The sequence below is a fragment of the Mesorhizobium sp. USDA 4775 genome (genome assembly GCF_054062655.1).
In genome coordinates, this window is the sequence record NZ_JBSSFM010000001.1 from 5,241,507 (window position 1) to 5,266,910 (window position 25,404).

Below are 25,404 nucleotides of genomic sequence, written 5' to 3' on the forward strand. Positions count from 1 at the left end.
GGATCAGGAGGCGATCCGGCCTGCCCAAGCCTTCACCGTCTCCGCCATGGTCTTCAGATGATCGGCCGTCGAAAATCCCGAAATGCCCTTGCGCGGCTTGAGGTCATGGTCGCCATCCTCGAGCCAGATCACCTCGATCGCATCGGACAGCCCATAACCCGCCACCTCGTCGCGCGTGCCGAACTCGTCGCGCGTGCCCTGAAAAATCAGCGTCGGCGTCTTCAGCCCGGTCAAATGCTTGGTGCGCAGCTGGTCGGGTTTTCCGGGCGGATGGAAGGGATATCCGAAACAGACCAGCCCTGAAATCTCGCCCTTGGCAAACATCTCGTCCGCGACCATCGAAGCGACGCGCCCGCCCATCGACTTGCCGCCGATGATAAGTTTCCCGGTCACGCCCCTGGCGCGCAGATCGGCGATCGCCTTGATATATTCCGGGTTGACCGTCTCGGCACGCGGCGGCGGCTTGCGCTGGCCGTAGCGGCGCGCAGCCATATAGTGGAATTCGAAGCGCGCGACCTGGAAGCCGGCGACGGCCAGCGCCTTGGCGGTGGCGGTCATCGAGGGAGAATCCATCGATGCGCCGGCGCCGTGGGCGAGCAGGATGGTGACGGGGGCGGTGTCGAAGCCGTCGAAGAGGAAGCTGGTCATGGGGCGGTCTTCCCGGAAAGGCCGCGTTCCGTCACACCCCCCTCTGGCCTGCCGGCCATCTCCCTCGCAAGGGGGGAGATCGGCAGCTCGCACGCCCGGCCCACCTTTGCAGCGCTGGAGATTGGCGAAAGCGGGTGAGCGCGCAATCTCCCCCCTTGCGGGGGAGATGTCCGGCAGGACAGAGGGGGGTGTTCAAGCGCGACCATTGATCCCCCTCACCCCGCCGTCCGTGCCAGCTGCATATCCACGAACTGCACGCCTTTGGCAGCCACCCCGGCCCATTCGGACTCCGCGTCGAGCTCCAGATACCGCACCCAGAGCCGCCGCGCCTCGGGCAGATTGCCGGCGTCGAATTCCAGCCTGGCCAGGTTGAACACCGGATCGGCATAGCTCCTGTCGAGCGCGATCGCCCTCTGCAAATGCCGTCGCGCGGAAGCATCGCGGCCTTGCTCACTCATCAGCCCGGCGAGGTTGAACCAGGCCTCGACAAAGGCAGGATCGAGTTTTATCGTCCTGGCATAATCATGCGCGGCATCCGCCGCGTGGCCGCCGGCGCGCAGGCAGTTGGCGCGGTTGAAGGCGGCGATGGCGTCGCTGGGGTCGATGGCGAGGCAGCGCTGGTAAAGTGCGGCAGCACCTTCGTGGTCGCCGCCCTCCTCCGCCGCTTCGGCCTCGGCGAACAAATCTTCCAGCGTGTCGTCGCCTTGTGCCGCGGCGCCCAGATCGAACAGCAATTGCCCGTCGAGCTCGCTCTGGCCGCCTTCGAGATAGATTGCGTCGGGGCGGCCGTGCTGCGAGCCGACGTTGAGCGATTTGGCGGTGAGCGAGGCGACCGGACCGGAGCGGTGCACGGAGCGCGCGATCGCGCCCCAGGTCGCGCCGCCGGCCACCAGCCCGGCATATTTGCGCGCCAGGATCAGGTCGCGGAAGGAATAGGGTTCGCAATCATGCTCGAACGCATCGAACAGCGACAGCAGGTCGAGGTCGGCGCCCAACAGTCGCGATTGCTCGATCAGCGATTGCCGCGACAGTGATGACGCCTCCGGCGCCTTCATCAGGCCGAGCAGGCGCAAAAAACCGTTCTCGCTGATCAGCGTGCGCCCGGCCGCGCGCTCGACGGCGACGCGGCGCTCGATCCCGACATCGCCGTTTTTCGTCAATCCGGCCTTGGCGAGCAGCGCGCGGCCGAACACGACATGCGTCGTGCGCCTGGTGATGCCGCGCCTCAGCTGGCCGTGCTGGCGCTCGACCTCCCGCGCGGCGAGCCGCAAGGGAAATGCCGCCAGCGCGCCGATGGTACCGAAGACGGCCCCCGGAACCGAAACGGCCGGTGCCGTCATTTCTTGCTCTTGCCGACCGCCTTGAGCAGACTGGCCTTCAGCGGATTCTCAGGCGCGCCGCCCGCTGCCGCCTTCTTGGCGGCGGGTTTGGCCACCACTTCGTCGGCCTTGCTCTTCGACTTGGCCGGCGGCTTCGACTGCGACAGGCTGGCCTTCAGCGCATCCATCAGATTGATGACATTGCCACGCTCGGGGGCGGCCGCGATGATCGGCTTATGGCCCTTCAGCTTCTCGCGGATCATCGCCATCAGCGCGATCTCGTAGCGGTCCTCGTAATCCTTCGGATCGAAGGTGGTTTCCTTCTGCTTGATCAGCGCTTCGGCCAGTTCGAGCATTTCCGGGTCGGGCTTGCCGGCCGGGATGTTGCCGAAATATTCAGCCGTGCCACGCACTTCGTTCGGGTTCCTCAACGTGCACACGAACATGCCGTTCTCGCGCGCGCCGATCGTCACCACCCGCTCGCGGCTGGACAGCACCAGCCGGGCGATCGCCAGCTTGCCGGATTTGCGCATGGCTTCGCGCAGCACGGCGAAGGTTTCCTCGGCCATCGCCCCGTCCGGCGCCAGGTAATAGGGCGCGTCCTGGTAGATGACATCGACCTCGCCCTCGTCGACGAAGGCCTCGATGTTCATCGTGTGGTTGGATTCGATACGCACCGCGTCGAGGTCGGCATCATCGATGATGATGTACTGCTTGTCCTCGTACTCGTAGCCCTTGACCAGGTCCGAGCGCTCGACAAGCCCGAGTTCGGGATCGACCGGCTTCATGTTGATGCGGTTATGCGTCTTCTTGTGCAGCTGATTGAACGAGATGCGCTCGCTGGTCGTCGTCGCCGGATAGAGCCGGACCGGACAGCTGACGAGGCTGAGCTTGAGATAACCCTTCCAACTTGCCCTGGGCGCCATGATACACTCCTACGCGGCCATGCACTGATACTGCTCAGCGCTTTTCGTCCGAAGGACGAACAAGGCTGCGCAAATCCTACACCGACCCCGCAAGATACTGGCAAATCCCTGACGAAGTGTTTTAGGGCGCTGGAGGGTCGCGGGCGGAGGATAATTCAAATTGTATGAAGCGTCGATGGACTTGGACTCCTTGGCCTAGACAGAGGTTGACAACGACAAGCGCCCCATTTCTTCGTCATCCTAGGGCGGAGCAAGGAGCGAAGCGACGCGGCGCAGACCCTAGAATGACGAAAGATGGGTCGGCAAATCCCGCGCAAAATCCTCGATATCCGCCCAGGGATCGCCCGACGTCTCCAGCAGCCCCGGCAGCGAGGAATAATTCAAGTCCTGCGGCGCATCGATCGCCTCCAGATCGCTCCAGCTCACCGGCGTCGAGGCCGGCAGATTGGTGCGGGCGCGCAGCGAATAGGGCGCGGCGGAAGTGTGGCCGCGGGCGTTGCGGTGGTAGTCGATGAAGATGCGCTTCTTGCGGTTTTCCTTGCCCATGGTGGTGGTGAATGTGTCGGGCGCGGTCGCCGCCAGATGGGTGGAGATGGCGCTGGTCGCCTGGTGCAGCTTCTTCCAGTTCTGCTTGGGTGTCACCGGCACGGTGATGTGGATGCCGCTGCCGCCGGACGTCTTGGCGAACGGCACCAGCCCCAGCCCCTCGAGCTCGCCCTTGATGTGGACGGCGGCTTCCACCACTTCGCGCCAGGAAATCCCCGCGCCCGGATCGAGGTCGAAGACGATCTGGTCGGGTTTGTCGAGGCTGGTGCGGTGCGTGCCCCAGGTGTGGAACTCGACGACGCCGAACTGTGCCAGCGCCAGATAGCCTTTTGCCCCTTCGACCGAGAGATAGGATTTGGTCTCGCCCTCGGAATTGGTCGCCTGGAACGTCACCACCGAAGGCGGCATGCCGGTGAAGGCGTGGCGCTGAAAGAAGCAATCCTTTGGCAGGCCGGTCGGGCAGCGCACCAGCGACACCGGACGGCCAAGGATGTGCGGCAGCATGAAGTCGCCGACCAGCGCGTAATAGACGGCGATATCGAGCTTGGTCGGCCCCGTCTTGCCGAACAGCCGCCGCTCCGGATTGGTCACCCAGATGGTGGCAAGATCCGCCTCCGAGATCAGCCGCTTGCGCTTGGCCGAGACCGGCGTCGACAGGCCGACATCCCTGAGACCGCGAAACACGCCATGGCGCAACGCATTGTCCGCCGTGCGGTTGGCGTAATGGATGCGCGCCGAGAACAGCGGCTTCACCCAATGCATCTCGCGCATGATCTCGCGCGGCACGCCTTCCGGCGCCGTGGCGCCCGATGTCAGCGGCTCCAGCCGTGCCAGCAGGTCGGCTGCCGTCTCAGCATCGAAGCCGGTGCCAACCTTGCCGCGATAGTGCAGCTCGCCGTCCTCCCACTCGGCCATGCCGAGTGCCGCCAGCCCTTCCGCCGCGTCGGAAACCGTGTAACCCGCGATAACGAAATCGTCCTTCTGCAGCGCCTTGCACTTGGTCCAGCTCTTGGTGCGGCCGCTCTGGTAGATCGCGCTGGCGCGCTTGGAGACGATGCCTTCGAGCCCGAGCTCCGTCGCCTGGTCGTACAGGCCCTGCCCCGAGCCCTCGACATGGTCGGAGAACTGGATGGCGGAATTCGCCCCGAGCCCGCCAAGCAGCTCAGCCAGCAGCGCCTTGCGCCGGATGAGCGGTGCTTTCAGCAAATCCCAGCCGTCGAGATGCAGGAGGTCGAAGGCATAGAAATGCAGCTTGCTGCCGGCGCCTTCGGCCAGCGCATCCTGCAGCAGCGCGAAGCGGCTGATGCCCTTGGCGTCGAGCACCACGATCTCGCCATCGATGATCGCCTCGCGGCACGGCAGTTTGGCGAACGCATGCGGCAGGTCGCCATAGCGCTTCGTCCAGTCGATGCCGCCCCGGGTGATCAGCCGCACCTGCCCGTCGGACAGATGCGCCATGGTGCGGTAGCCGTCGAATTTGATCTCGTGAAGCCAAAGTTCGTTGGTGTTCTCGGCAGGGCCTTCGCCGCCCGGCGGCTTCAGTGCCTGCGTCGCCAGCTGCGGCTCGATACGGCTGAGCGCCGGCGCCTTCACCGCGCCTGGCAGTTCGCCGGGCTTCAGGGGACCCGGCTTTGGCGCGGACTTCGCTGGCGGTTTCGCGGCGGCCGCCAGTTCCTCGATGCGCAGGCCGGATTTCACGCTTTCCGGCCGCGCCTCCAGAATATTCAGCGCCGTGTCGGCGGCGAGGTCGCGCTCCTTGAACAGCAGCCAGTTCTTCTTGTTCTCGTCTTCGCCGGGCTTGGGCTTCAGGTGGGTCAGCATCCAGCCGCCATTGAGCTTTTCGCCGGCCAGCCGGAACTTGAAAGCGCCGGTGCGCAGGCTCTTCTCGACATCGTCCATCGGCGCCCAGGTGCCGGTGTCCCAGACGATCATCGGCCCGCCGCCATATTCCCCCTCGGGAATGACGCCCTCGAAATCGATATATTCGAGCGGATGGTCCTCGGTCTCGACCGCCAGCCTCTTGTCGGCCGGATTGAGCGAGGGCCCACGCGGCACCGCCCAGCTCTTCAGCACGTCGCCGACCTGCAGGCGCAGATCATAGTGATCCGCCGTGGCGTGGTGCTTGTGGACGACGAAGCGGTTGTCGTCGCCAGTGATCAGCCCGCCGGCCGGTTCCGGCGTTTTGGAAAATTCGCGCTTGGCGCGATAGGTTTTGAGTTTGGCGGGAGCGGGCATGGGTCAGCGCTCGAAGCGCTTGGCAAGCAGGAGCAACCGCCGCGTTCCGGAACGGATGGAAGTCACGCTGTCAATCGTCGGCGGCCGGCGTCAGCTCGAGCTCGGCCGGCGACAGGCCCTGCTGCAGCTGGGCGAGCCGGAACTCATCCGCCCAATAGGCCTCGCCGTCGACCAGCACGCGGGCGCGGTAGGCGCCGTCAGAAAAGCTTTGCGCGGTGATGTAGACCTTGTGGGCGTCGAGCGCCTTGCGCACCGCGGCGCGCTTGGCATTCTGGCTGGTGACGGGACTGAACATGACGCTGCCCTCGGTCGCCCTGACACATCAGGCGACTGGCTCAAGGATGACGGAGACGAACTGTCCTGTCAATTTCGCGGGTTGGCGACCGTGGCCGACCGTTACGACCCGCTGCTGTTGAGCGTGTTGCCGATTTTCGTGAACTTGGCGTTGATCGCATTGCCGAGCGCACCGGCGCCGGCGATGATGGCGAGCGCGATGAGGGCGGCGATCAGGCCATACTCGATGGCGGTAGCACCGGTTTCATCTCGCATGAAACGGGAAACAATTGATGGCATTGCAAGCCCTTGGTTTCTTAGCCCTCACACAACCTAATACAGATCGTGAGTTGCAGTTCGGTTAAATTCTGCCAGAGTTTTGAAGGTGCTTGCCCGCGGGATTGAATCAAAACATGAAGCATCGGCCATGGCTAGGGACAGGCAGTCCGGACCGGAGCTGTTTTCAGCTTACCGGCCCGGAACCACCCACCGCCTTGTGTCCTTCCCAAGACACTGAACCAGATAAAAGCATCGACGCCGATCCGCTTTGACATGGATCAAGTGCGCAGCCGCAGGCACCGGCCGGCGGCCAAGATGGCGAGGCGCGGAACGTCTCCTGGCCGGCCCCATGCCGTTGGTCTCGCGAAAACCCGCATCCCTGTCGAAATCCGCTTCCGGCGAACGACATTGGTGCGGCGCCGACGAGGCGCGATCACCTCAAACAGGGAGCACCACCATGGCCAAGATGCTTGTCATCTACAAAACCCCCGCCGATCCGGCGGCCTTCGAGCGTCACTACCACGACATTCACGTGCCGCTGGCCAAGCAATTGCCCGGACTGCATCGCTACGAGATCAGCCGGTCGCCGGTCATGAACGTCCTGCCGGGCGAGACGCCCTACAGAGTCGCCATCCTCTATTTCGACAGTCTGGAGGCCATTCGCACAGCCTTTGCCAGCGAGATCGGCCGCGCCTGCGCGGAGGACCGGCGCAAATTCGCCGGGGATGACGATCTGGTGACGATGCTGCTCTTCGACACCGAGCCGCTGTGAGCCGTCACGTCGTGGCGCACGGCCATCAATTCCTGCTCCCGAAGCCGCTTCGGGAGCCGTTCTTCAATTCTTCAATTCTTCAATCGCCGAAATCGCCGCATCACGCCCTGCACGGCCTTGTACAGCCCGGGCTTGGAGCGCACGAAAAGCTCGGTCTTGCCGCGCAACTGGATAAAGGTGGTCGAGCCCCGGCCGCGCAGCGTCACCGCCTCGCACAATTCTGCCAGCACCGCGCTCGAAGCGCCGATGTGCTGCTTGTAGCCCTGGCTGCCGACCGACAGGTCGAAACAGTCGAGCCCCTGCGCCACCCCCCACATCATCAGCTTGCCCATCGTCGTCAGGCCTGGCGAGGCGTTGGCCACCGCGTCGTGATCGATCCCGAGCAAAAGCGCGTGCAAGGTGCCCTTCATGACAAGTACGTACATGACGGCGAGATAGGCTTCACCGACACGCAGCCCAAACAGCCGCACAGAGCCGTCGGACAGGCCCTGCAGGGCGGCATTGCGGTAGAATTCGACGATCGGCGCCTGCGTCAGCAGGTCGAAGCGCCCGAGTTCGCGGAAGCGGTTGAGCCTGAGCTCGAGCAGCGTCGCGAAATGCGCCTCCACCATGTCGGGCGTCTCGGCTTCGACCAGATCGAGCTTGCCCATCTGTTCGAAGCGGCGGCAGTGCTTGTGGAAATTCTTGGCGAAGGACGATTTGCAGATGCGCTTGATCAGCGTCTCCGGATCGCCGCTCAGGGCCAGGCTCGAAGCGATCTGGATGGAATCGCGCGCCTGCGAAAGCAGCGCCAGCGGATTGGCGACGCCGTGAATCTCTCGCGGAATCCCCGCTATGTGGAAGCGGTCCGTCGGCGGCAGCACGGCGCGCACCGCCGCCCAGGCGGCGTCGGCGCTCTGCGTGGTCCAGGGTCTCGCATCGGCCAGCAGCGGCGCGGAATAATCGCACACGCCGCAGCTCAGCCATTCGATCACATAATGGCCCATGGCCCGGCGGCGCATCAGCGGCAACAGCATGACCGGCGCGCCCGTTGCGGCGTCGTTGACCTCGACGACCAGCAGTTCCGCGCTTTTGGGCATCAGACGGTTGGCGATCCCTTCCACCCAGGCAAGGCCCTGATGGCCCGTGCACAAGCCGGTCGCCTCGAGGCGCAACCACAGCGGCCTTACGGAATCGAAGCTGGTGTGCAGCCGCGCGGCAAAGCGCGCGGCGGCGCCCCAACCGGCGATAATTGGGGAAAGAGGTTGGCCCGGTGCATCCCCCACCGCGACTATTCGCACTGCCTGGCCTGCCACGTACTTCTCCCGCCGTTCAGGCCTGCTCTCAACGTCCTCCACGCGAACGCCGCAAACCTCGCATCAGTCTCTGGGCCACGTTGAGCAGCCGTGGTTTGGATCGCACGAAGGCTTCGGTCCGGTTGCGTAGATCGATGGCGTTGCTCGCCGCCCTGCCCCGCATCGTGTACCCATGGCAGAGTTCCACAAGAACCGAACCCTTGGCGCCCATATGTTCCTTGTAACTCTGGTTGCCGACCGACAGGTCGAAATAGCCGAAGTCTTGCTCGCGTGCCCAACTCATCAACCTGCCAATGATCGCCATTCCAGGTGAGACGTTGGGCACGACGCTCTGGTCCATGGCTATCAGGAGAGCATGAACAGTCCCTTGATGGACAAGCAGATATTGAACCGCGATCAGGGAGCCGCCGACGCGCAGCCCGAAGAGCCGCACCGAGCCGTCCGACAAGCCCTGGATGGCCGCGTCACGGTAGAAATCGACAACCGCCTCCTGCGTCAGCAGGTCGAAGCGGCCAAGCTCGCGGAAGCGGCTGAGCCGCATCCGGACCAGTTCGCCGAAGATTTCCTCCACCTGGTCCGGCGAACCGGCCTGGACGAGTTCCACATCGCCGAGCCTTTCGAGCCGGCGCCAGTCCTTGCCGAATTCCTTGGCGAAAGATGGCCTGCAGAGACGCTTGAGCACGGTTTCCGGGTCGCCATCGATGGCAAGACCGAAGGTGGTCTGGACGGAATCGCGCGTGGTCGTCAGCAAGGCCAGGGGATTGGCGACGCCGCCGATCTGCTGCGGTATTCCCGTGATATGGAAGCGATCCGCCGACGGCAGCACGGAACGCACCGCCGCCCACGCAGCCTGCGCCGATTGGGCGGTCCACGCACCCGCATCGGCCAGCAGCGGTGCCGAATAGTCGCACACGCCACAGCTCAGCCACTCGATCACCCGATGCTGGAAGGCTGATCGCAGCATCAGCGGCACCAGCATCAAGGGCGCGCCCGTCACCGCGTCGTTCACTTCAACGATGAGCGGCTCCGCGCCTGCCGGCATCAGCCGCGCCACGATCCCCTGCACCCACGCAAAATGCTGGTGGGCGGTGCAGACACCGTCCATTTGGAAGCGCAGCCAGAGCGGCCTGACCGCTTCAAGGCTTGTGTGCAATCGCGCCGTGTACGCATCGTTCGCGGGGACGGTCACCGGACGGGAGGCTTCCCCTACGGGCAAGCCGTCATCCACCGCAGCAATTTGTACCACCTGGCCAGCCACATCCATCTCCTATCGCTTTACCGCGGCGAACGTGACCGCCCGCCGCCAGGAGCCCAAACGGCTGTTACGCTGCTGGTCCGGATGCTCGATGTTCCACATGCGATGGTGCGCGAAATACCATGATGCCGCGAGCACGAAGGTCTCGGAGACCGCGGAGCCCAGCAGCGCCCATGGTGGGGACGCGACGGCCAGCAGGATGGCGATCAGCGCCAGCCCGACGATGGCGCCGCCCATGGTGATGAAGGCGACGATGCGGAAATCACCGAATATCTCCAGGACGATGCGGGGCATGATGTAGAGCATGATCGGGATAAAATTGACCGTCACGAAGAGCCCGATGAACTCGACCGAGGCATCCTGCAGGGCCTGGGATTTGATCATCGGCAGGACGAACAGGATGGCGCATCCATAGGCCAGGCCGCTGAGCCCCATGACGACCGACCAGATCTTCGCCTGAGACCAGACGCGGCGCGTTTCATTGCGCCGCATCAGCTTGGCGAGCTCCGGCTGCGTCATGTTGACGAAAGCAAGGCTGATGATGCGCAGCGGCGCGAACAGCACGATCACCGCCGCCAGCGGCGCGTAAGCCGCGGGTCCGGCAATGCCGGCGACCAGCAGTGCCAGGCATTGCCCCTGGATGTTGGTGGTGGTCGCGCTGAAGGCCGACCAGCACAGCTGGCGCCAGAGTCTGGTGTAGCGCCGCCGCGTCGGCATGCGGAAGCTGATGCGAAGCGTGCGGGGCGCCAGCCGGGCCAGCACGAGGATACCGATCACATTGGCCGCGGCAAGGGCATAGAACACAGTCTGCAGCGCGGCCCCGGCGAACCAGATCGCCAGGCCGGCGAACACGGTGCCGGCGATTGTGAAAGCCGCGTCGCTGACGGAGACGATCACCTGCTGGCGGCGCGCGAAGAATGCCGTACGCATATGGCTGCGCAGCGACCAGGCGCCGACAAAGCAGCCGGCCGCGATGCCGCTCGGGTCGCCCAGGAGACGCATCAGGATAACCGTGCCGACGGCCATCAGCAGCGCCACCACCAGCGCCGCGGATCCGAAGGCCACATCATGGGCATCGACGCCGGCACTGTTGGTGCTCTTGCCCATCCATATCGAGGCGGGAACGGCGGTCAGCGATCTGATGTAGGAGAGGCCGACGCCGCCCATCACCATGGCGATGGCGAAGAGGCCGTAGCCTTGCGCCGACAACATGTGCAGAAGCGCGATGTTGAGGGCAAAGTGAAAGCCGCTCTGCATCGCCTCGCCGCCGATCATCAGCACGAGGCGCCGCACCAGATGGAGGGGGAACTTCACGGCCGCGTCTCCGCCTGCCGGGTGCTTGCCGTCCGGCCCGGCCTGGCGATGGCAGCCTTCAGCTTGTCGGCGGCGATCGCCGCGATCGCGGCCGCTGCGACCGGTTCGCTGAACACCGTCTCGTAGCGCTTGCGCCCGGCGGCGACGAAACCGCGCCAGGCTTCAGGGGCGAGGATGATCTCCTGCAACTTCGCGGCCAACGCTGCTGCATTGCCTGGCGGAACATGCCAGCCGGTCTCTCCGTCGGCGACCACTTCGACCAGCCCGCCGATCGCCGACACCAGCGGCGGCCGGCCATAGGCCATCGCCTCGATGGCGACGCGGCCGAGCGATTCCGGACGCCGCGACGGCACGGTGACGATGTCGGCCCAGCGATAATGCTCCGAAGGGTCCGGGATGAAAGGCAAGGCGCTGACCTGTCCGGCCAGCCCCATGGTCTCGACCAGTTCGGCCAGGGCGCGCTCGCGCTCGACGCTTTCGAAGGCGCCGCCGACCAGCCGCACCTCGATCCTCGACTTGAGTTCGGCCGGCAGCGAGGCGATCGCCTCCAGAAGCACTTCCTGGCCCTTGATCCGGTTGACGCGGCCAAGCAGCAGCACCCGCAGCGGGCGCTTGCCGTCATAGGTCATCGCCTCCGCCGCGGCGGGACCGGCAACGCCATTATAGACGACATAGGAGCGCGCGGATCTGGGCTCGCCGAACGTGTCGCGCGTCGCTTTCGAGTTGAAGATGAGATCGGCACGGCTCCAGTGCATGAGCCCGACGAGGATCCGGCGCAACACGCCTTCGGGAATTTCATGGATGTGCAGCAGCGCCTTGGAAGGCAGCAGGCGCGAGGCCAGCGCATAATCGGCGACGATCGAAGTGTTGACATAGACGAGGTCGCAAGCGCTGAGGCGCCGCCATGCCCGCCACAGCGCGACCGGCAGCCGCGCCATCTCGATGGTCGCCAGCCTCAGCATCGCCTGGCGCCTGAGCACCCAGAGCGGCTCGAAGACGATGCGGCTGGCATGAGGCTGAAGGATTTCGACGATCGGTCCGCTGCGCGGCAGGACCACTTCGACGTCGGCCAACGGAAACGCGGCGCGCAGCGCCGCCACGCTCTCCGCGAAGCTGCGGTCGGAGCCGTAGAGTTCGTACCCCTGATGGATGCAGGCAATCCGCATCTTCACGCGCATCTTTCTGCCAGGACGATTCCGCCGCCTGACCATACCGGCGACCGGAAACGTCAAGCCCAAGACCCCTTTGGACTTCACTGGTTTTCAGTGTGGTCACGAAACGGATCTGGATCCGGTTCACCACACCAACGCTGCACGCCTTCCGCCGATTCCGGCGCGCAGAAGTCCATCAGCAAGGTTCATGCCGGGCTAATATATCCATTCGCGGGCCGACCGGCCCCGGCATCGCCTCGTTTCGGTACACATACGTTCGGAAAGTTGACCGATAGTGAAACAACTGCGGCGGCTGGAACAAATATTTTACAACCCGAATGCGACAATGGCTGGAATCGGGCCTGGCAGGCTTATTGCAAGGCCGAGACGGGACAGCCTTCCACAGCGGGTCGGACGGATTTGAAAGCGCCAGCAGCCATGAAACCGGAACAGCCTTCCATCCTGATCCTGGGAACGCGCGGCATCCCCGCGGCCCATGGCGGCTTCGAGACCTTCGCCGAGAGACTGGCGCTTTTTCTGGTCGCACGCGGGTGGAAGGTCGGCGTCTACTGCCAGGAAGAGGTCGAGCGGGTCGACCAGAGGGTGCGCCTCGACAGCTGGCGCGGCATCGACCTCATCCACGTCCAGGTCGCCTCGAAAGGCCCGCGCGCGACGCTGGAATTCGACTGGCAATGCGTGCTCGACGCTGCGCGCCGGCCCGGCGTCTGCCTGGTGCTCGGCTACAATGGCGCGGTCTTCCTGACCTGGCTCAGGCTGATGCGGCGCAAGGTCATCACCAATATGGACGGTATCGAGTGGCGCCGCCCCAAATGGGGGCGCGCGGCGCGCACCTGGTTCTGGCTCAATGAGTGGATCGGCGCCTGGGCTTCGCACCGGCTGGTCGCCGATCATCCGGTCATTGCCGATCACCTGGCGACGCGCCGGCCGCGCAGCGCCATTTCCACCATCGCCTATGGCGCCGATCCGGTGACATCGGCACCCGAAGCGCCGGTGCGCGCGCTCGGCCTCGAGCCCGGAAAATACTTGATCTCGATCGCGCGCATCGAGCCCGACAACAGCATCCTGCCGATCGTCGAAGCCTTCTGCAGCCGCAAGCGCGACATGAAGCTGGTGGTGCTCGGCACGCTGTCCGACCAGATCCCCTATCATGTCGCGGTCCGCAAGGCAGCGAACGCCTCGGTGGTCCTGCCCGGCGCCATCTACGACCAGGCGGCGGTGAAGGCGCTGCGGTACCATGCGCGCGCGTACATGCATGGCCACACGGTCGGCGGCACCAACCCGTCGCTGGTCGAGGCGCTGGCCGCCGGCAACATGGTGATCGCGCACGACAATCCCTACAACAAATGGGTCGCCGGAGCCGCCGCCATCTATTTCACCGATACGCAAAGCTGCGCCGAGCGGATGCAGCAGGCGATGGAGGACGACGCGCTGGTCAAGGCCTGCGGCGAGGCCGCGAGGACGCGCGCCCGCGAAGCCTTCCGCTGGGAGGATGTGCTTCTGGCCTACGAGAATGAGGCCTACCGGCTTCTCGGCGTCACGTCAGCCCGAACGGCCGCGATCGACCGCCCCTCGCCCGGCGCGGTATGACGGGCTGGTCGCGCCGGCGGCTTCTCACCACCGCGCTGTCGACGGCGCTGGTGCCTGCCGCGCTGGCGCCGCTTTCGTCCGCGCGAGCGGCCAGTGGTGAATGGCGTTTCCGCCGTGGCGTCAACGCCTGGCCCTGGTTCTCGCTGACACGCGAATTTCCCGCACCGCGCACCGACTATGACTGGCCGCCCTTCCAGTCGCAGCGGCCGGTGCCGACCCCGGACGACCTCGGTCGGCTACGCGCCGCCGGGCTCGATTTCATCCGCCTGCCCGTCGATCCCGGTCCGTTCCTGGCGGGAGACGACGCCACGCGCGGCAAGCTGCTGGACATGCTGGACGCCGCCGTCGCCGCCACGCTCGCCGCCGGTCTCGGCATCATCGTCAACGTCCAGGCCAATGGCGCCACGCATTACTGGAACCCCGACCGCATGGTCTCCAGCACCGAGGCTCCGGCCTTCGGCCTCTACCGGGCGCTGGTCGGCGAGCTTGCCGGCAGGCTGGACCGGTTCACGCCGGGCATGGTGGCGCTGGAACCGGTCAACGAACCGGCGCAATCCTGCGATTCCAACGTCTGGACGCAGGTCCAGGCATCCCTGCTGACCGCGGCCAGGGCGTCAGCCCGGACCTTGCCGCTGGTCGTCACCGGCGGCTGCGGCTCGATGGTCAGCGGGCTCGTGGCACTCGACCCGGCACCGCTGCCATCCTTCGAGCCGATCCTGTTCACCTTCCACTTCTACGAGCCCTATCTGTTCAGCCATCAGGGCGCGCCCTGGATGCGCGAGCCGGTCTACCGCTCGCTGAACAATGTGCCGTGGCCGGCCTCCGCCGGGTCGCTCGACGCGACGCTGGCCTCGGTCAGGACGCGCATGGCGCAGGATACCGAGACCTCGGAAGCCGACAAGCAGGCCGCCTACGCCGAAACCGAGCGCGTGCTGAAAGTCTATTTCGACGCCCGGCCCGACCGCTGGTTCATCGACAAATATCTCAGCCAGGCGCGCGACTGGGCCGACAGAAACGGCATTGCCCCGGAGCGTGTCATCATGGGCGAATTCGGCGCGCTGCGCACCGACGCCCGTTACACCGCCGCCCCCAACCCCGACCGCGCCCGCTACATTTCCGATGTCCGCCAGAGCGCCGAGGCGGCCGGCTTCCCCTGGGCCTTCTGGGACCTCTTCGACGGCATGGGCATGATGGACGACACCACGCGCGCGCTGGATCCGGCGATGGTCGAGGCGCTTGGGTTGGTGATGCCGGGATAGGCACCCACCGTTCCACACAGGCAATCGTCGCGTTCTACGGCGCTACCTTCGCCCGGCTTGCACCCTCTGCCCCACCACCGCCCTTGTCGGCCGGTACAGCACCAGCGCGATCACCACGAATTTGGTCATCAGCGTCGTCTTCGACGCCAGGCTTTCGGAGGTGTTGAGCAGGATCAGCCAGCCCAGCATCAGCAGCCAGATGCCGGCATGGCAGCGGCGCGCGACTTCGTGCATGAACAGCGCGAAGCCGACAAACAGCAGCAAGGTGAAGAAGGCGCCCTGGTAGAGGACCATGCGGATGATCGGGTTCTCGATGCCTTGTTCGAGGCCGCTGATGCGGCGCAGGCTCTCGATGAGGTCGATGTCAGGCCCCACGATCAGGTCGCGCAGTTCGAAATGTTTGAACAGTTCGAACATCTCGACGCGGGCATTGGCGCTGCCGGAGTCCGACACGAAGCGCTCGAGCAGCGCATCGAAAAAGCCGTATGCCGCCGCGACCGCGATGACGACCGGCACCAGCGCGGCAAGGATCAGGCCGAGCGCCGCGCCGAGCAGGTTGACGCGCCCCGTGCGCAAGCCGCGCAGCCCCTGGATGAGCAGGTAGCAGCCGCCGAGCACGATCGTCAGCACCATCGCGGAGCGGCCGCCAAAGGCGACGAGGGCCGCGCATTGCAGGCCGATCAGTCCGAGCCGCACCGGCATCGACAGGGATCTCGAACCGGAGAGCAGCGCCAGCACATAGATCGAGGTGACCGTGGCGTTGGACAGCGGATGGCCCTGAAGCGCCGTCGAGCGCAGGTCGCTCATGAACGCCTCGCCGTCGAGGCGATAGGGAAAGAGCAGCGTCTTGGTGGCGAACTCGAACAGAGCGAGCAGCGCGTTCACGGTCATGATGGCGTGAACGACGGTCTGCATCCGGGCGAATGTCTTCTCGTCGTCCTCGGCCAGCATCATAACCAGCAGCGCCGGCGCCACGAACGTGTCGACCATGCCGGCCATGCCGGGACGCTGCCTGGCGACGACGACCACCAAGAGCACGATCGAGATGACCGCCATCAGCGTGCTGGCCGGCCGCCGGTCGGCGACGGCCACCATATAGCCGACCGGGTTGCCGAAGGTGCAGGCGCGCCAGGCAAACACCAATACGAGCAGATAGGTCGACGGATGGATCTTGGTCGCCGGGTTGCCGGTCAGGCCGTCGTAATTGTAGCCCACCAGCCACAGCATGCCGCCGGAGATGGCGAACAGCAGCGCCACCGTCGCGACCAGGCCGAAGCGCGTGATCCAGTCGACGGAATCGCCGGCGCGGACTTGACCGGAACCGGCCCAGCCGGCCGCCGGGTTGGCTGTCCGGGTGTCGGTCCCGGTCGCGGCCATGTCAGGCCGCCTCGTCGACCAGCAAGGCGCCGGTCGGCAGCCGCCCCATGACGGAAATGGCCTGCGAGGCCGCCGTGACGTCGCGCATCGGCGTCGAGTTCAGCGTCGCGACCATCACGATCTCGTCGACCATGGCGACCAGCGGCGAGGCATTGAGATTGTCTGCCAGCGCGCCGCCGTCGACGACGACGAGGTCGAAGTTGCGGCCGGCCTGGGCCAGCATGTGCTGCGTGAAGTAGACGCCCTGCGCCTCGGAGAAGACGGCCTTTTGCCGGCCCCTACCCAGCACCGCGACATTGCTGCCGGCGGTGTGCTGGCTCACCGCCTCGAAGGCATATTCGCCGCGCAGCACGTCGAGCAGGCCGGGCTGCGGCTCCTTCTTGCCGCTGACGGCATTGGTGTCGATGAACAGGACGCGGCTGCCCCTGGCGGCCGCGGCATTGGCGAGCAGGCGCGCCACCCGGCCCCGATGCGCGGCGTCTTCCGGCGGCGACGTCAGCAGGATGGACGGCACCAGCGGCCAGTTCGGCGGACGCCGGCTGGAGGCGAACAGCCGTCTCAGCGCCAGGCCCGCGACCGCATCCGTCTTCTGCCCGGCCGCGGCGGCGGCGCCGCTGAAAGGCCACCAGCGGCGGCCACTGCCTGCCTTTGCCGGCAGCACGCCAAACACCGGCGCGTCGATGGCCGATTGCATCTGCGCGCTGGAAAGCACGGTCGGCGAGGAATATTCCGCGATCAGCGCCAGCGCGGTGCCCAGTCCCAGCCCGCCGAAGAGGGCGCCGAAAACCAGCAGCGGCAAAGGCGGCCAGCTCTTGTTCAGGGCGGGCATCGCATTGGAGATGATGCGCGCATTGGTGCTGTCGACATTGATTTGCTCGCGCGTTTCCTGCGCCCGCTGCAGATAGGTGGCGTAGACCGAGCGCACCGCCTCGAGGTCGCGCTGCAATTCGCGCAGCTTGACCGAGGCCTGGTCGGTGTCGAGCGACTTGCTCTTCATGCCGGCGACCTTGGCCTCCAGCGCCTGCTGGTTTGCCAGCGCCCGCTCGTAGTCGGTTTCGGCGGCGGCGGCGATGCGTCCGAGTTCGCGCGCGATGAGGGCGCGCGTGTCGCGCAGCTGCTGCTGTGCGGCGATCATCGAGGGGTGGCGCGGCCCAAGCTCCGTGCCAAGCTGCGAGACCTGGTCGACAAGCGTCGCCTCCTGCGCCCGCAGGCTCGAGATGACCGACGAGCGCATCGCTTCCGAGGTGGCGTCCGGCGCGCCGCCGGAGCGGCGCAGCTGGTCGACCTGCGCCTTCAGCGCCGCGGTGCGGCTCTGCGCCGCCGAAAGCTGCGTGTTGATCTCGGTCAGTTCCTGGTCGCTGACCAGATTGCCCGCCGCCATCACCATGTTGTGGGCGGATTTGTAGGCCTCGACGGCGTTCTCGGCCTGCTGCACGCGCTTGCGCTGCTCCTCCAGCCGCGCGGTGATGGAATCGGAAGCGTCCGTGGCCATCTTGGCGCGCGCGCTCGCCTGATCGGCCAGATAGGCCTGGGCGATGGCGTTGGCGAGCTTCGCCGCTTTGTCGGCGCTCTTGGCGGTGACGATCACGTCGAGCACCAGCACCTTGTCTGCCCGCTTAACCGCCAGCCGGCGGCGCAGCGCATCGAGCGTCTTGCCCGTCCTGTCGGTTTCGGCCGACCCCGAGCCGAGCAAGCCACCGAGCAGACGCCTCACCAACCCGCCCTGCCCGTTGAATTCCGGATCCTCGGTCAGCTTGGTCGCCTCGATGGCCTTGAGCAGGACACCCGTCGACTGGACGACGCTGACCTGGCTTTCCACCATGGTGATGCCGCCATCGGGCGGAACGCGGCTCGGATTGACGTCGTTGGTGACCACTTGCAGGTCTTGCGGATCGATGAGGATTTCCGCCACCGAGCTGTAGAGCGCCGGCGTCAGCAAGCCATAGGCCAGCGCCCCGAGGGTCAGCAGCGCGGCGGTCAACAAGATCAGGAAACGGCGGCGCACCAATATGCGCTTCAGGTCACCCAGCTCGACGGTCGAGGATGCATAGGACGCCGTCGGCACTGGCTCCGGGGCGGCATATTGCATCGCCTCCGGAGCGGGTTGTTGCGGCAACGAGAGCAGGGATGATTGCAAAGGTCGCTCCGACAACACTCCGTGTGCCTGCAAGTGTAAATTGCAGCTTCGACCTAGCTATTCCTCCAACTGTTAAAACACTGTTAATTATGTTGAGAGCTCTTCTGATTTTTGGCACGGAGTTTGCCTGATAAAGGCACGTGCATGTCGACACGGCGCTGGTGAACAGGAGACGGATGGAAATGGGGCAGCAGATCAGTCCAGACCATCCGTGCGGCCATCTCTCCTGCCCCATTTTCGAACACCGGCCAGACACCGATCAAGATGCTAGGGGTGCGACATGCAAGTGAGCCTGCGCCTGGACAGCGAATGCGTCCGTGCTTTTCACCTGCTGCTGCTGCAGCGCCTGGCGGCACTGGCGCAGGTCGAGATGTCGGTCGATGCCAGGCCGGCCGGGGGCGGCATTCCGGGCAGCGCTGCCGCGCTTTTCCAGCTTGAGACAGCCATCCATGGCTTGCCGGCGGACGGACTGGCCAAGCGCCTGCCGCTGTCGGCGCTGGCGCCTTATCGGACGCAGCCGCCCGCCTCTCCCGATCTGGTGATCGACCTCTGCGGCGATGTGAGGCTGGAAGGAACGCGGGTCTGGCGCGTCACCTATGACGGCGCCGCCGGCGAAGCAGCCTTGCTGGCGCTGATCCTGGACGGCCGCACCCCGATTGCCCGCGTCGAGGAGAGCGGCGCCACCGTTGCCGAAGGGCGCCTGGGCACCGAATATGGCGGCATCGCGCTGGCCTCCTTCCAGGACATGCTCGCGCGCACCGCAAGCCTGATCCTCGCGGCAATGCCCCCCTCGGCAGTGAATGGCGCGGCGCGGGCCGCCCTGCCGGTGCTGCCCGAACCGGCGCAAGCCGGTGCCCCGCCGCAGATACCCTCGCCCACCAAACTCGGCATCAGGGCAGGCAAGGCGCTGGCGCGGCGCATCGTCCAGAAGATCTACCATCTCTGCTACAATGCCCCGCACTGGAAGGTCGGCTGGCGCGAGACCAAGGGGCAGGATCTGTTCGACCTGCGCGTCCATCCGGCAGCCGGCTGGCAGGTGCTGCCCGACGACGGCAGCCGCTTCTACGCCGATCCGTTCCCGATCCTGTACCGGGGACAAGTGACCCTGTTCGTCGAGGATTATATCCACCGGCTGGGCCGGGCCATCATCTCCGCCGTGCCGTTCGGCCCGGCGGGACCGATCGGCCGTCCCGAGCCTGTTCTCGACTTGCCCTACCACCTCTCCTACCCCTTCGTCTTCGAGCGCGACGGCGAGGTCTGGATGGTGCCGGAAAGCTGCGCCAACCGCACAGTCGATCTCTATCGCGCCACCGCCTTCCCCGGCGGATGGGTCAAGGAAGCCACGCTCTTGTCCGACATCGTCGCCAGCGACGCCACTCTGGTCGAGCATGGCGGGCGCTGGTGGCTGTTCGCCACTGTCAGGGACGGCGGCGGCGCCTTCTCCGATGCGCTGCATCTTTGGTCGGCGCCCGACTTCCGCGGCCCCTGGACACCGCATCCCAAGAACCCCGTGCTGGTCGACATCGCCTCGGCGCGACCGGCCGGCCGCATGGTTGAGCGCAACGGCCAATTGCTGCGCCCGGTGCAGGATTGCCGCAGGAGTTATGGCGCCGCCCTTGGCATCGCACGCGTCGCTCACCTTGATTTGAACGGCATGGAGCAAGTCGTCGAGACCATCTTAACTCCTGGGGCGCTATGGAATGGGCGCAAGCTGCACACGCTCAACGAGGCGGGCGGCCTGGAATTCATCGATGGCTCGGCGATCGCGCCGCGCTGGAAACAGAAGCGTTCGTCGTTAACGTAAACAATCGTTACTACCAGCCACCCGCGCTGGTTGCTTGAGGTTGATATGGGGCCGGAAGATATTTCCACTGCAGATTGTGGCAGGCGCAAGATGACCAGCAGAAAGGCAAAGACATGACCACCGCCGCGGCTGGCCCGACCGAAGTCGACGTAGCGATCGTCGGCGCCGGAATGGCCGGCACCACCCTGGCAACGCTGTTGGGAAACGCCGGCCGCAAGGTGGCGCTGATCGATCCGCACCGCGTTCATCACGACGAATTCCGGGCCGAGAAGATCGGTGCGGATCAAATGCAGCTGTTCCAGAAGCTCGGCCTCGACAAGATGGTCATGCCGCTCGTCACCCCGTTTACAGACGTTGATGTCTTCCGCCTCGGTCAATTCTTCGCCCGTGAAAAGAAGTGGGAGTACGCATTTTCCTATGGTGCGCTGATCAACGGCCTGCGCGATGCCTTGCCGCCGCAAGTGCCGATCACGATCGGCAAGGTGGCCGAAGTCTCGACCGGACCTGACCGGCAGCGGCTTGTGCTGGCCGACGGCGCCGTCATCGATGCCCGCCTGCTGGTGGTGGCCACCGGCTACAGCGAATTGGTGCGGCGCGCCATCGGCGTCGAGCGCGTCGAATTGTCGAAGGCGCATTCGCTGTCGATGGGATTCGACCTCGCTCTTGCGCGGCGTGACTGCGCCTTTGGGGCCGTCACCTGCTACGGCAAGCGAGCCTCAGACCGTGTCGCCTATCTCACCGTCTTTCCCATCGGTGACAAGATGCGCGCGAACATGTTCGTCTATCGCACCGTCGCCGAACAATGGACGCGGGACTTCCGCGCCGATCCGCAGAAGATGCTTCGCGAACTGATGCCCGAGATCGCGGCGCAGTGCGGCAACTTCGAGGTGGCGAGCCCGGTCGAGGTCAGGCAGGTCAATCTGACCACGACACAAGGCCATCGCCGCGACGGCGTCGTCTTCATCGGCGACGCATTCAACACGACATGCCCAACGCCGGGCGTCGGCATCGGGCGGGTCATGGTCGATGTCGATCAGCTCCATTCCGTTCACATTCCGCGCTGGCTGGAAACACCAGGCATGGCGGCTGACAAGATCGGCGCTTTCTATGACGACCCGGTCAAGGTGGCCTCCGATAAGGCAGGCATGCGGGTGAGCTTCTACGCCAAGCAGATCACCACCGAAACCGGACTGGAATGGCGCGTGCGGCGCCTGCGCAACAACACGGCGCGTCAGCTGATGATCATCGGCCGCAAGATGCGCCATTTGGGACCGCGCCGGGAGCCCGGAATGGCGTGAGGGTCCTCCCACTTTCTCCCGCCATCCAAGGCCGAGGCGCGTTCCCTTCTCCCTTCCCGCGGAGACGGGAAGCGCGCCAGGCCCAGGATTGTGGGCTGAGAGCAACGCGCTAACGCTTTGATGTTATTGCTTACATCCGCCGCCAGCGCGGCGAGCCGCATAATCCGAGGAAACCCTCACGCCAATTGCAGCCCCGCCTTCCTCGCCGCCTCACGCAGGAACGGCAGGCCGACACCGATAACGTCGTCCGGGTTCTCCGCCACCGGGCGCCAGACGGCGAGCCCGCCGGCGATGTCGGCGTCGACATGGTTCATGCTTTCGAGCGTGATGGCGCCGGTGTAGCCGATGTCAGCGATGGCCTTCATGCAGGCCGCCCAGTCGAGCATGCCGCGTCCTGGCACGCCGCGATTGGCTTCCGAGACGTGGACATAGCCGAGATAGGGCGCCGCCGCCTTGAAGCCGGCCTCGAAACTCTCCTCCTCGATATGCATGTGATAGGTGTCGAGATGGATGAAGATGTTGTCGGCGCCAACGCGTTCGATGATCCGCGTCGCATCGATGCCGCGGTTGATCAGATGCGTCTCGTAGCGGTTGCAGGGCTCGATGCCGAGCTTCAGCCCATGCGCCTTGGCGGCCTTGGCCGCGCGCACCAGGAAGCGGCACATGCCGTCGATCTCGTCTTCGGTTGGCGCGCGTCCCGACGTCTTGCCGATCGTGCCATAGGTGACGCCGCCCAGGGCGCTGCTGCCGACAGCCTCGCAGACGCCGAAGGCCGGCTCGAGAAAGGCCAAAGCCTCGTCCGGCCGTGCCGCTACGTCAAGTGAAGCCGGCAGGCCAAGCGACGGAATAAGCTCGACATTCCAGCGTTCTGCAAAAGCGCGCGTGCGCCTGGTGTCGATCTCTTCCGGTCGCAGCAGCGGGATTTCGAGCAGGCCGATGCCCAACCCCTTCAGCCGCTCCATCTGCGGCTCGATCAGGTCGAGGTCCCAGACCGGGGCGATGGCGAAAGTGTGCAGTCCAAAAGTGTTCATCCCAGCCTCTGTGATCGCGCGGTCGCGATGCTGTTGTCGCCGAAGCTTCTATTGCGGGTTTGCGGAATGCGGGCCGTTGCCTGGCGAGCCAACGGATTCCCGCATCAAAACCCGGCAAGGTTCGAGACGTGCCGTTGGCGGCCCCTCCTCGCCTTCAATCCTGGCAAACAGCGCCTCCATGGCGTGGCCGGCGATCTGGCGCACCGGCTGCACCACGGCGGCGATGGCCGGCCATGTCACCTGCATCCATTCGGCGTCGTCGAAGCCAACCAGCGAAATGTCGTTGGGGCAGTGCCAGCCGCGCCGCCGGAACTCCGACAGCGCCACCAGCGTGCCCTTGAGGAACAGCGAATAGACCGCCGTCGGGCGCTCGCCTTCTGCAAAGTAATCACGCAGCTGTGCCCTGAGCGGTTCGACATCGCTTTCGGCAAGCACGACATCGATGCGCACATCCGGCGCCAGGTTCAGCGCGGTGGTGCGAAACCCATCGAGACGGGTGCGCACCGTCGCCGCCTGCTCGCCAAGGCCGACGACCAGGATGTGACGATGACCCTTGCCGATCAGTTCACGCGCCACAACGGCGCTGGCCGCCCCACTGTCGGCCGACACCGTGTCGAAGGCGTCGTCGGACAGCACGCGGTCGATCAGCACGCCGGTCATGCCGTTGGCCTTCATGAAGGCGGCCGCCGGGCCATGCTCGTTGCGCACCGGCGCCAGCACCACGCCGGCGACCCGCCAGTCATGCATGCGGGCGAGGATTTCCGTTTCGCGCGCTTCGGATTCGCGGCTCGACGCCGCCACCAGCGTATAGCCGCGCTGCTCGGCCAGGCTTTCGAGCTGGGTGACCATCTGGCCGAAGAACTCGCTTTCGAATTCCGGCATGATGGCGCCGATGATGCGGCGCTTGGCCCGGCGCATGTCGGAAGCCAGCGGATCGACGCGATAACCGAGCTGTTCGATGGCGTCAAAGACGCGCTGCGCATTCTCGGGCTTCACCGTGGCGACGCCGGCCATGACCTTTGAGACGGTGGCCGCCGACACGCCGGCACGGCTGGCCACGTCGTGGATCGACGCACGCCGCTGCTGGTCTTGCCTGTGCGCCATTGCTCCTCCTCCCGAGGCGCGGACAGAGGCATTTCTGTCCGCATGAGAAACGAGTAAATCGATTTTTCGCAGTTGTAAATCGTTTCATCGGCGGTATTTTAGCTGCGGAGCCACATGTCGCCCAAAGATGCAAACGGTTTTGGGGCAACGACATGGGCAAAGCAAAAATGCGCGGCGTCGACCGCGTCGGGAGGAATCATCGTGCCAAACAAGGATTTGCCGCTGGTGATCAGCGCGCCGGAACCGCGCTCGCTGGAACTGATCTTCACGCCGCCGCAACTGGCGCGCTTCCGGGCGAAATACCGCATCGTCGAGACCACGGCCGACGGTGTCGCCCAACTGCCCGCCGATGTGCTGGCGCAGGCCCGCTATATTGTCGGCCAGCCGCCGATCTCGTCGGAGACGCTGGGTCGGATGACGGCGCTGCGCTGCGTCTTCAATGTCGAGTCCAACCTCCTCAACAACATGCCTTACGAGACGCTGTTCGCGCGCGGCATCCATGTCGTCACCACCGGTCTGGTCTTCGCCGAGCCGGTGGCCGAGCTTGGCCTTGCCATGGCCCTCAACCTTGCCCGCGACATCGTCGATGCCGACCTCGCCTTCCGCAAGGGCGAAGAGCTGTGGGGCGGCGACGGCAACCAGACGGCGCGGCTGCTGTCGGGCGCCGATGTCGGCATCATCGGCTTCGGCGATCTCGGCCGCGCGCTGAACCGGCTGCTGACGGGTTTCCGCGTCAACACCAAAGTCTTCGATCCCTGGCTGCCGCCATCGATCCTGATCGACAATGGCGTCGAGCCCGCCTCGCTGGACGAGGTGTTGACCTCGAGCGACTTCGTCTTCGTCGTCGCCTCGGTGACCTCCGAGAACCAGGGTTTTCTCGGTGCGGACGCCTTCGCCAGCATGCGCAGGGGCGCCGCCTTCATCCTGCTCAGCCGCGCCGGCGTCGTCGATTTCCCCGCACTGATGGCGGCGGTGAAGAGCGGCCACATCGTCGCCGCCAGCGATGTCTTCCCGGAAGAGCCGCCGGCACTGGATCATCCGGTTCGCACCCTGCCCGGCTTCCTGCGCTCGGCCCACCGCGCCGGCGCGCTCGACATCGCTTTCAAGCGCATGGGCGACATGGTGCTGGAGGACATGGACCTGATCGATCGCGGCCTGCCGCCGCTGCGCTCCAAGCGCGCCGAGCGCGAGACGGTCTCGCGCATGCGATCGAAGCCGGTGGATCGGAACTGACGGGCGAGGCACCGCATTTCCATCGTCCTGCGAGATCTTGCGAAAGCCCGGAAGCCGGCGGGCTTCACGTCGTGATGGAACGATCACCCCGCTGACAGGTTCTGTAAAAGGCCGGGCGGTGGGACGCCCGACCGACTCCAGAAGGCCCGTCACGATTCGCGTCGGTGGCGGGCCTTTTCGTTTTGCCGCGCTCTTCATGGCATGAGGAACCTTCCTGACAAAGCGACGTTGGTCCCCGCCGGTCAGGCAGACAATTCGCAAAAAGGAACATTCCATGGGAAGCACAAGTGACAAGGCCTCTGGTCTCGCCAATCAGGTCGTAGGCAAGGCCAAGGAAGGCGTCGGCAAGGCCGTCGGCAATGACCGCCTGCGCGCCGAAGGCGCCGCACAGGAGGCCAAGGGCAAGGTCCAGAAAGCCGTCGGTGACGCCAAGTCGGCCGTCAAGGACGCGACCAACAAGACCGCGGCCGCAATCAACAAGAACCTCTGAGGGTTCTTCGCTTTCTAGAGACAATTGGAGGCCGCCGTTCGAACCGGCGG

Annotated in this window: 21 protein-coding genes; 7 read left to right on the forward strand and 14 right to left on the reverse strand. The window is 65.5% G+C overall.

All coding sequences use genetic code 11. The features are described 5' to 3' along the window. Nucleotides 1-3 precede the first annotated feature (3 nt). The 6 genes from ACVILI_RS25620 to ACVILI_RS25645 form a co-directional block, all read right to left on the reverse strand. The gene (locus ACVILI_RS25620) at nucleotides 4-648 is read right to left on the reverse strand and encodes an alpha/beta hydrolase family protein (RefSeq protein ID WP_038648206.1); all 645 of its coding nucleotides are present in this window, start codon (nucleotides 646-648) and stop codon (nucleotides 4-6) included. A 215-nt stretch (nucleotides 649-863) separates the two neighbouring features. Then, nucleotides 864-1,988 carry a tetratricopeptide repeat protein gene (locus ACVILI_RS25625; RefSeq protein WP_240564471.1) on the reverse strand — a complete coding sequence of 375 codons (1,125 nt, stop codon included), beginning with the start codon at nucleotides 1,986-1,988 and terminating at the stop codon, nucleotides 864-866. Then, nucleotides 1,985-2,893, reverse strand: coding sequence for a non-homologous end joining protein Ku (gene ku / locus ACVILI_RS25630; protein WP_019859520.1), 909 nt, complete (start codon nucleotides 2,891-2,893; stop codon nucleotides 1,985-1,987). Before ku ends, ACVILI_RS25625 begins: the two co-directional genes overlap by 4 nt. A gap of 279 nt (nucleotides 2,894-3,172) precedes the next feature. After that, nucleotides 3,173-5,674, reverse strand: coding sequence for a DNA ligase D (ligD, locus tag ACVILI_RS25635; RefSeq protein ID WP_038648214.1), 2,502 nt, complete (start codon nucleotides 5,672-5,674; stop codon nucleotides 3,173-3,175). Nucleotides 5,675-5,744: 70 nt separating this feature from the next. Further along, on the reverse strand, nucleotides 5,745-5,969 hold the full coding sequence (locus tag ACVILI_RS25640) for a hypothetical protein (protein ID WP_038648217.1): 225 nt from the start codon (nucleotides 5,967-5,969) through the stop codon (nucleotides 5,745-5,747). A 101-nt stretch (nucleotides 5,970-6,070) separates the two neighbouring features. Then, nucleotides 6,071-6,247: a Flp family type IVb pilin gene (locus ACVILI_RS25645; protein ID WP_019859523.1), complete on the reverse strand. Its 177-nt coding sequence runs from the start codon at nucleotides 6,245-6,247 to the stop codon at nucleotides 6,071-6,073. A gap of 436 nt (nucleotides 6,248-6,683) precedes the next feature. Between ACVILI_RS25645 and ACVILI_RS25650 the strand changes: the two genes are divergently transcribed. After that, a complete protein-coding gene (locus ACVILI_RS25650) occupies nucleotides 6,684-6,998 on the forward strand; it encodes an EthD family reductase (RefSeq protein ID WP_019859524.1) in 315 nt (104 codons plus the stop codon). A 71-nt stretch (nucleotides 6,999-7,069) separates the two neighbouring features. On the opposite strand, the gene ACVILI_RS25655 is transcribed toward ACVILI_RS25650, so the two are convergent. The 4 genes from ACVILI_RS25655 to ACVILI_RS25670 are packed head-to-tail and all read right to left on the reverse strand — an operon-like array spanning nucleotide 7,070 to nucleotide 12,028. After that, complete coding sequence (locus tag ACVILI_RS25655) at nucleotides 7,070-8,293, reverse strand: GNAT family N-acetyltransferase (RefSeq protein WP_457102645.1); 1,224 nt, start codon at nucleotides 8,291-8,293, stop codon at nucleotides 7,070-7,072. A 28-nt stretch (nucleotides 8,294-8,321) separates the two neighbouring features. Further along, the gene (locus tag ACVILI_RS25660) at nucleotides 8,322-9,557 is read right to left on the reverse strand and encodes a GNAT family N-acetyltransferase (RefSeq protein ID WP_038648222.1); all 1,236 of its coding nucleotides are present in this window, start codon (nucleotides 9,555-9,557) and stop codon (nucleotides 8,322-8,324) included. Nucleotides 9,558-9,560: 3 nt separating this feature from the next. Beyond that, nucleotides 9,561-10,862 (reverse strand): MATE family efflux transporter, encoded by a 1,302-nt coding sequence (locus tag ACVILI_RS25665; RefSeq protein ID WP_038648225.1) that lies wholly within the window; start codon nucleotides 10,860-10,862, stop codon nucleotides 9,561-9,563. Continuing rightward, nucleotides 10,859-12,028, reverse strand: coding sequence for a glycosyltransferase (locus ACVILI_RS25670; RefSeq protein WP_240564521.1), 1,170 nt, complete (start codon nucleotides 12,026-12,028; stop codon nucleotides 10,859-10,861). Before ACVILI_RS25670 ends, ACVILI_RS25665 begins: the two co-directional genes overlap by 4 nt. A 423-nt stretch (nucleotides 12,029-12,451) precedes the next feature. Here ACVILI_RS25670 and ACVILI_RS25675 point away from each other — a divergent pair, with 423 nt between their 5' ends. Next, nucleotides 12,452-13,621 (forward strand): DUF1972 domain-containing protein, encoded by a 1,170-nt coding sequence (locus tag ACVILI_RS25675; protein WP_240564470.1) that lies wholly within the window; start codon nucleotides 12,452-12,454, stop codon nucleotides 13,619-13,621. Further along, nucleotides 13,618-14,880 carry a glycoside hydrolase family 5 protein gene (locus ACVILI_RS25680; protein WP_038648234.1) on the forward strand — a complete coding sequence of 421 codons (1,263 nt, stop codon included), beginning with the start codon at nucleotides 13,618-13,620 and terminating at the stop codon, nucleotides 14,878-14,880. Before ACVILI_RS25675 ends, ACVILI_RS25680 begins: the two co-directional genes overlap by 4 nt. A 42-nt stretch (nucleotides 14,881-14,922) precedes the next feature. Here the strand turns inward: ACVILI_RS25680 and ACVILI_RS25685 are convergent, their stop codons facing one another. Together ACVILI_RS25685 and ACVILI_RS25690 are read right to left on the reverse strand one after the other, a co-directional pair. Beyond that, nucleotides 14,923-16,257, reverse strand: a complete 1,335-nt coding sequence (locus ACVILI_RS25685) for a VpsF family polysaccharide biosynthesis protein (RefSeq protein ID WP_038648237.1) — start codon at nucleotides 16,255-16,257, stop codon at nucleotides 14,923-14,925. 1 nt (nucleotide 16,258) lies between these two features. Next, the gene (locus ACVILI_RS25690; RefSeq protein WP_051726843.1) at nucleotides 16,259-18,346 is read right to left on the reverse strand and encodes a GumC family protein; all 2,088 of its coding nucleotides are present in this window, start codon (nucleotides 18,344-18,346) and stop codon (nucleotides 16,259-16,261) included. 328 nt (nucleotides 18,347-18,674) lie between these two features. Here ACVILI_RS25690 and ACVILI_RS25695 point away from each other — a divergent pair, with 328 nt between their 5' ends. Both ACVILI_RS25695 and ACVILI_RS25700 read left to right on the forward strand, forming a co-directional pair. Beyond that, nucleotides 18,675-20,198 carry a glucosamine inositolphosphorylceramide transferase family protein gene (locus ACVILI_RS25695; RefSeq protein WP_064985791.1) on the forward strand — a complete coding sequence of 508 codons (1,524 nt, stop codon included), beginning with the start codon at nucleotides 18,675-18,677 and terminating at the stop codon, nucleotides 20,196-20,198. A 113-nt stretch (nucleotides 20,199-20,311) separates the two neighbouring features. Continuing rightward, nucleotides 20,312-21,496, forward strand: coding sequence for an FAD-dependent oxidoreductase (locus tag ACVILI_RS25700; protein WP_027047100.1), 1,185 nt, complete (start codon nucleotides 20,312-20,314; stop codon nucleotides 21,494-21,496). A gap of 176 nt (nucleotides 21,497-21,672) precedes the next feature. Here ACVILI_RS25700 and ACVILI_RS25705 read toward each other — a convergent pair whose 3' ends face one another. After that, nucleotides 21,673-22,527, reverse strand: coding sequence for a sugar phosphate isomerase/epimerase family protein (locus tag ACVILI_RS25705; RefSeq protein WP_038648245.1), 855 nt, complete (start codon nucleotides 22,525-22,527; stop codon nucleotides 21,673-21,675). Between the two features lie 48 nt (nucleotides 22,528-22,575). After that, complete coding sequence (locus tag ACVILI_RS25710) at nucleotides 22,576-23,631, reverse strand: LacI family DNA-binding transcriptional regulator (RefSeq protein WP_240564469.1); 1,056 nt, start codon at nucleotides 23,629-23,631, stop codon at nucleotides 22,576-22,578. Between the two features lie 201 nt (nucleotides 23,632-23,832). Here ACVILI_RS25710 and ACVILI_RS25715 point away from each other — a divergent pair, with 201 nt between their 5' ends. Together ACVILI_RS25715 and ACVILI_RS25720 are read left to right on the forward strand one after the other, a co-directional pair. Further along, complete coding sequence (locus tag ACVILI_RS25715; protein ID WP_038653042.1) at nucleotides 23,833-24,864, forward strand: hydroxyacid dehydrogenase; 1,032 nt, start codon at nucleotides 23,833-23,835, stop codon at nucleotides 24,862-24,864. A gap of 274 nt (nucleotides 24,865-25,138) precedes the next feature. Further along, on the forward strand, nucleotides 25,139-25,354 hold the full coding sequence (locus ACVILI_RS25720) for a CsbD family protein (protein ID WP_457102646.1): 216 nt from the start codon (nucleotides 25,139-25,141) through the stop codon (nucleotides 25,352-25,354). The last annotated feature ends 50 nt before the right edge of the window (nucleotides 25,355-25,404 follow it).

Coding starts and splice junctions, on each gene's coding strand:
- ligD (WP_038648214.1), bottom strand. CDS start 5,674: ATGCCCGCTCCCGCCAAACTCAAAACCTATCGCGCCAAGCGCGAATTT.
- ACVILI_RS25625 (WP_240564471.1), bottom strand. CDS start 1,988: ATGACGGCACCGGCCGTTTCGGTTCCGGGGGCCGTCTTCGGTACCATC.
- ACVILI_RS25660 (WP_038648222.1), bottom strand. CDS start 9,557: ATGGATGTGGCTGGCCAGGTGGTACAAATTGCTGCGGTGGATGACGGC.
- ACVILI_RS25670 (WP_240564521.1), bottom strand. CDS start 12,028: ATGCGGATTGCCTGCATCCATCAGGGGTACGAACTCTACGGCTCCGAC.
- ACVILI_RS25695 (WP_064985791.1), top strand. CDS start 18,675: ATGCAAGTGAGCCTGCGCCTGGACAGCGAATGCGTCCGTGCTTTTCAC.
- ACVILI_RS25710 (WP_240564469.1), bottom strand. CDS start 23,631: ATGGCGCACAGGCAAGACCAGCAGCGGCGTGCGTCGATCCACGACGTG.
- ACVILI_RS25705 (WP_038648245.1), bottom strand. CDS start 22,527: ATGAACACTTTTGGACTGCACACTTTCGCCATCGCCCCGGTCTGGGAC.
- ACVILI_RS25645 (WP_019859523.1), bottom strand. CDS start 6,247: ATGCCATCAATTGTTTCCCGTTTCATGCGAGATGAAACCGGTGCTACC.
- ACVILI_RS25675 (WP_240564470.1), top strand. CDS start 12,452: ATGAAACCGGAACAGCCTTCCATCCTGATCCTGGGAACGCGCGGCATC.
- ACVILI_RS25620 (WP_038648206.1), bottom strand. CDS start 648: ATGACCAGCTTCCTCTTCGACGGCTTCGACACCGCCCCCGTCACCATC.
- ku (WP_019859520.1), bottom strand. CDS start 2,893: ATGGCGCCCAGGGCAAGTTGGAAGGGTTATCTCAAGCTCAGCCTCGTC.
- ACVILI_RS25685 (WP_038648237.1), bottom strand. CDS start 16,257: ATGGCCGCGACCGGGACCGACACCCGGACAGCCAACCCGGCGGCCGGC.
- ACVILI_RS25640 (WP_038648217.1), bottom strand. CDS start 5,969: ATGTTCAGTCCCGTCACCAGCCAGAATGCCAAGCGCGCCGCGGTGCGC.
- ACVILI_RS25680 (WP_038648234.1), top strand. CDS start 13,618: ATGACGGGCTGGTCGCGCCGGCGGCTTCTCACCACCGCGCTGTCGACG.
- ACVILI_RS25650 (WP_019859524.1), top strand. CDS start 6,684: ATGGCCAAGATGCTTGTCATCTACAAAACCCCCGCCGATCCGGCGGCC.
- ACVILI_RS25690 (WP_051726843.1), bottom strand. CDS start 18,346: ATGCAATATGCCGCCCCGGAGCCAGTGCCGACGGCGTCCTATGCATCC.
- ACVILI_RS25720 (WP_457102646.1), top strand. CDS start 25,139: ATGGGAAGCACAAGTGACAAGGCCTCTGGTCTCGCCAATCAGGTCGTA.
- ACVILI_RS25700 (WP_027047100.1), top strand. CDS start 20,312: ATGACCACCGCCGCGGCTGGCCCGACCGAAGTCGACGTAGCGATCGTC.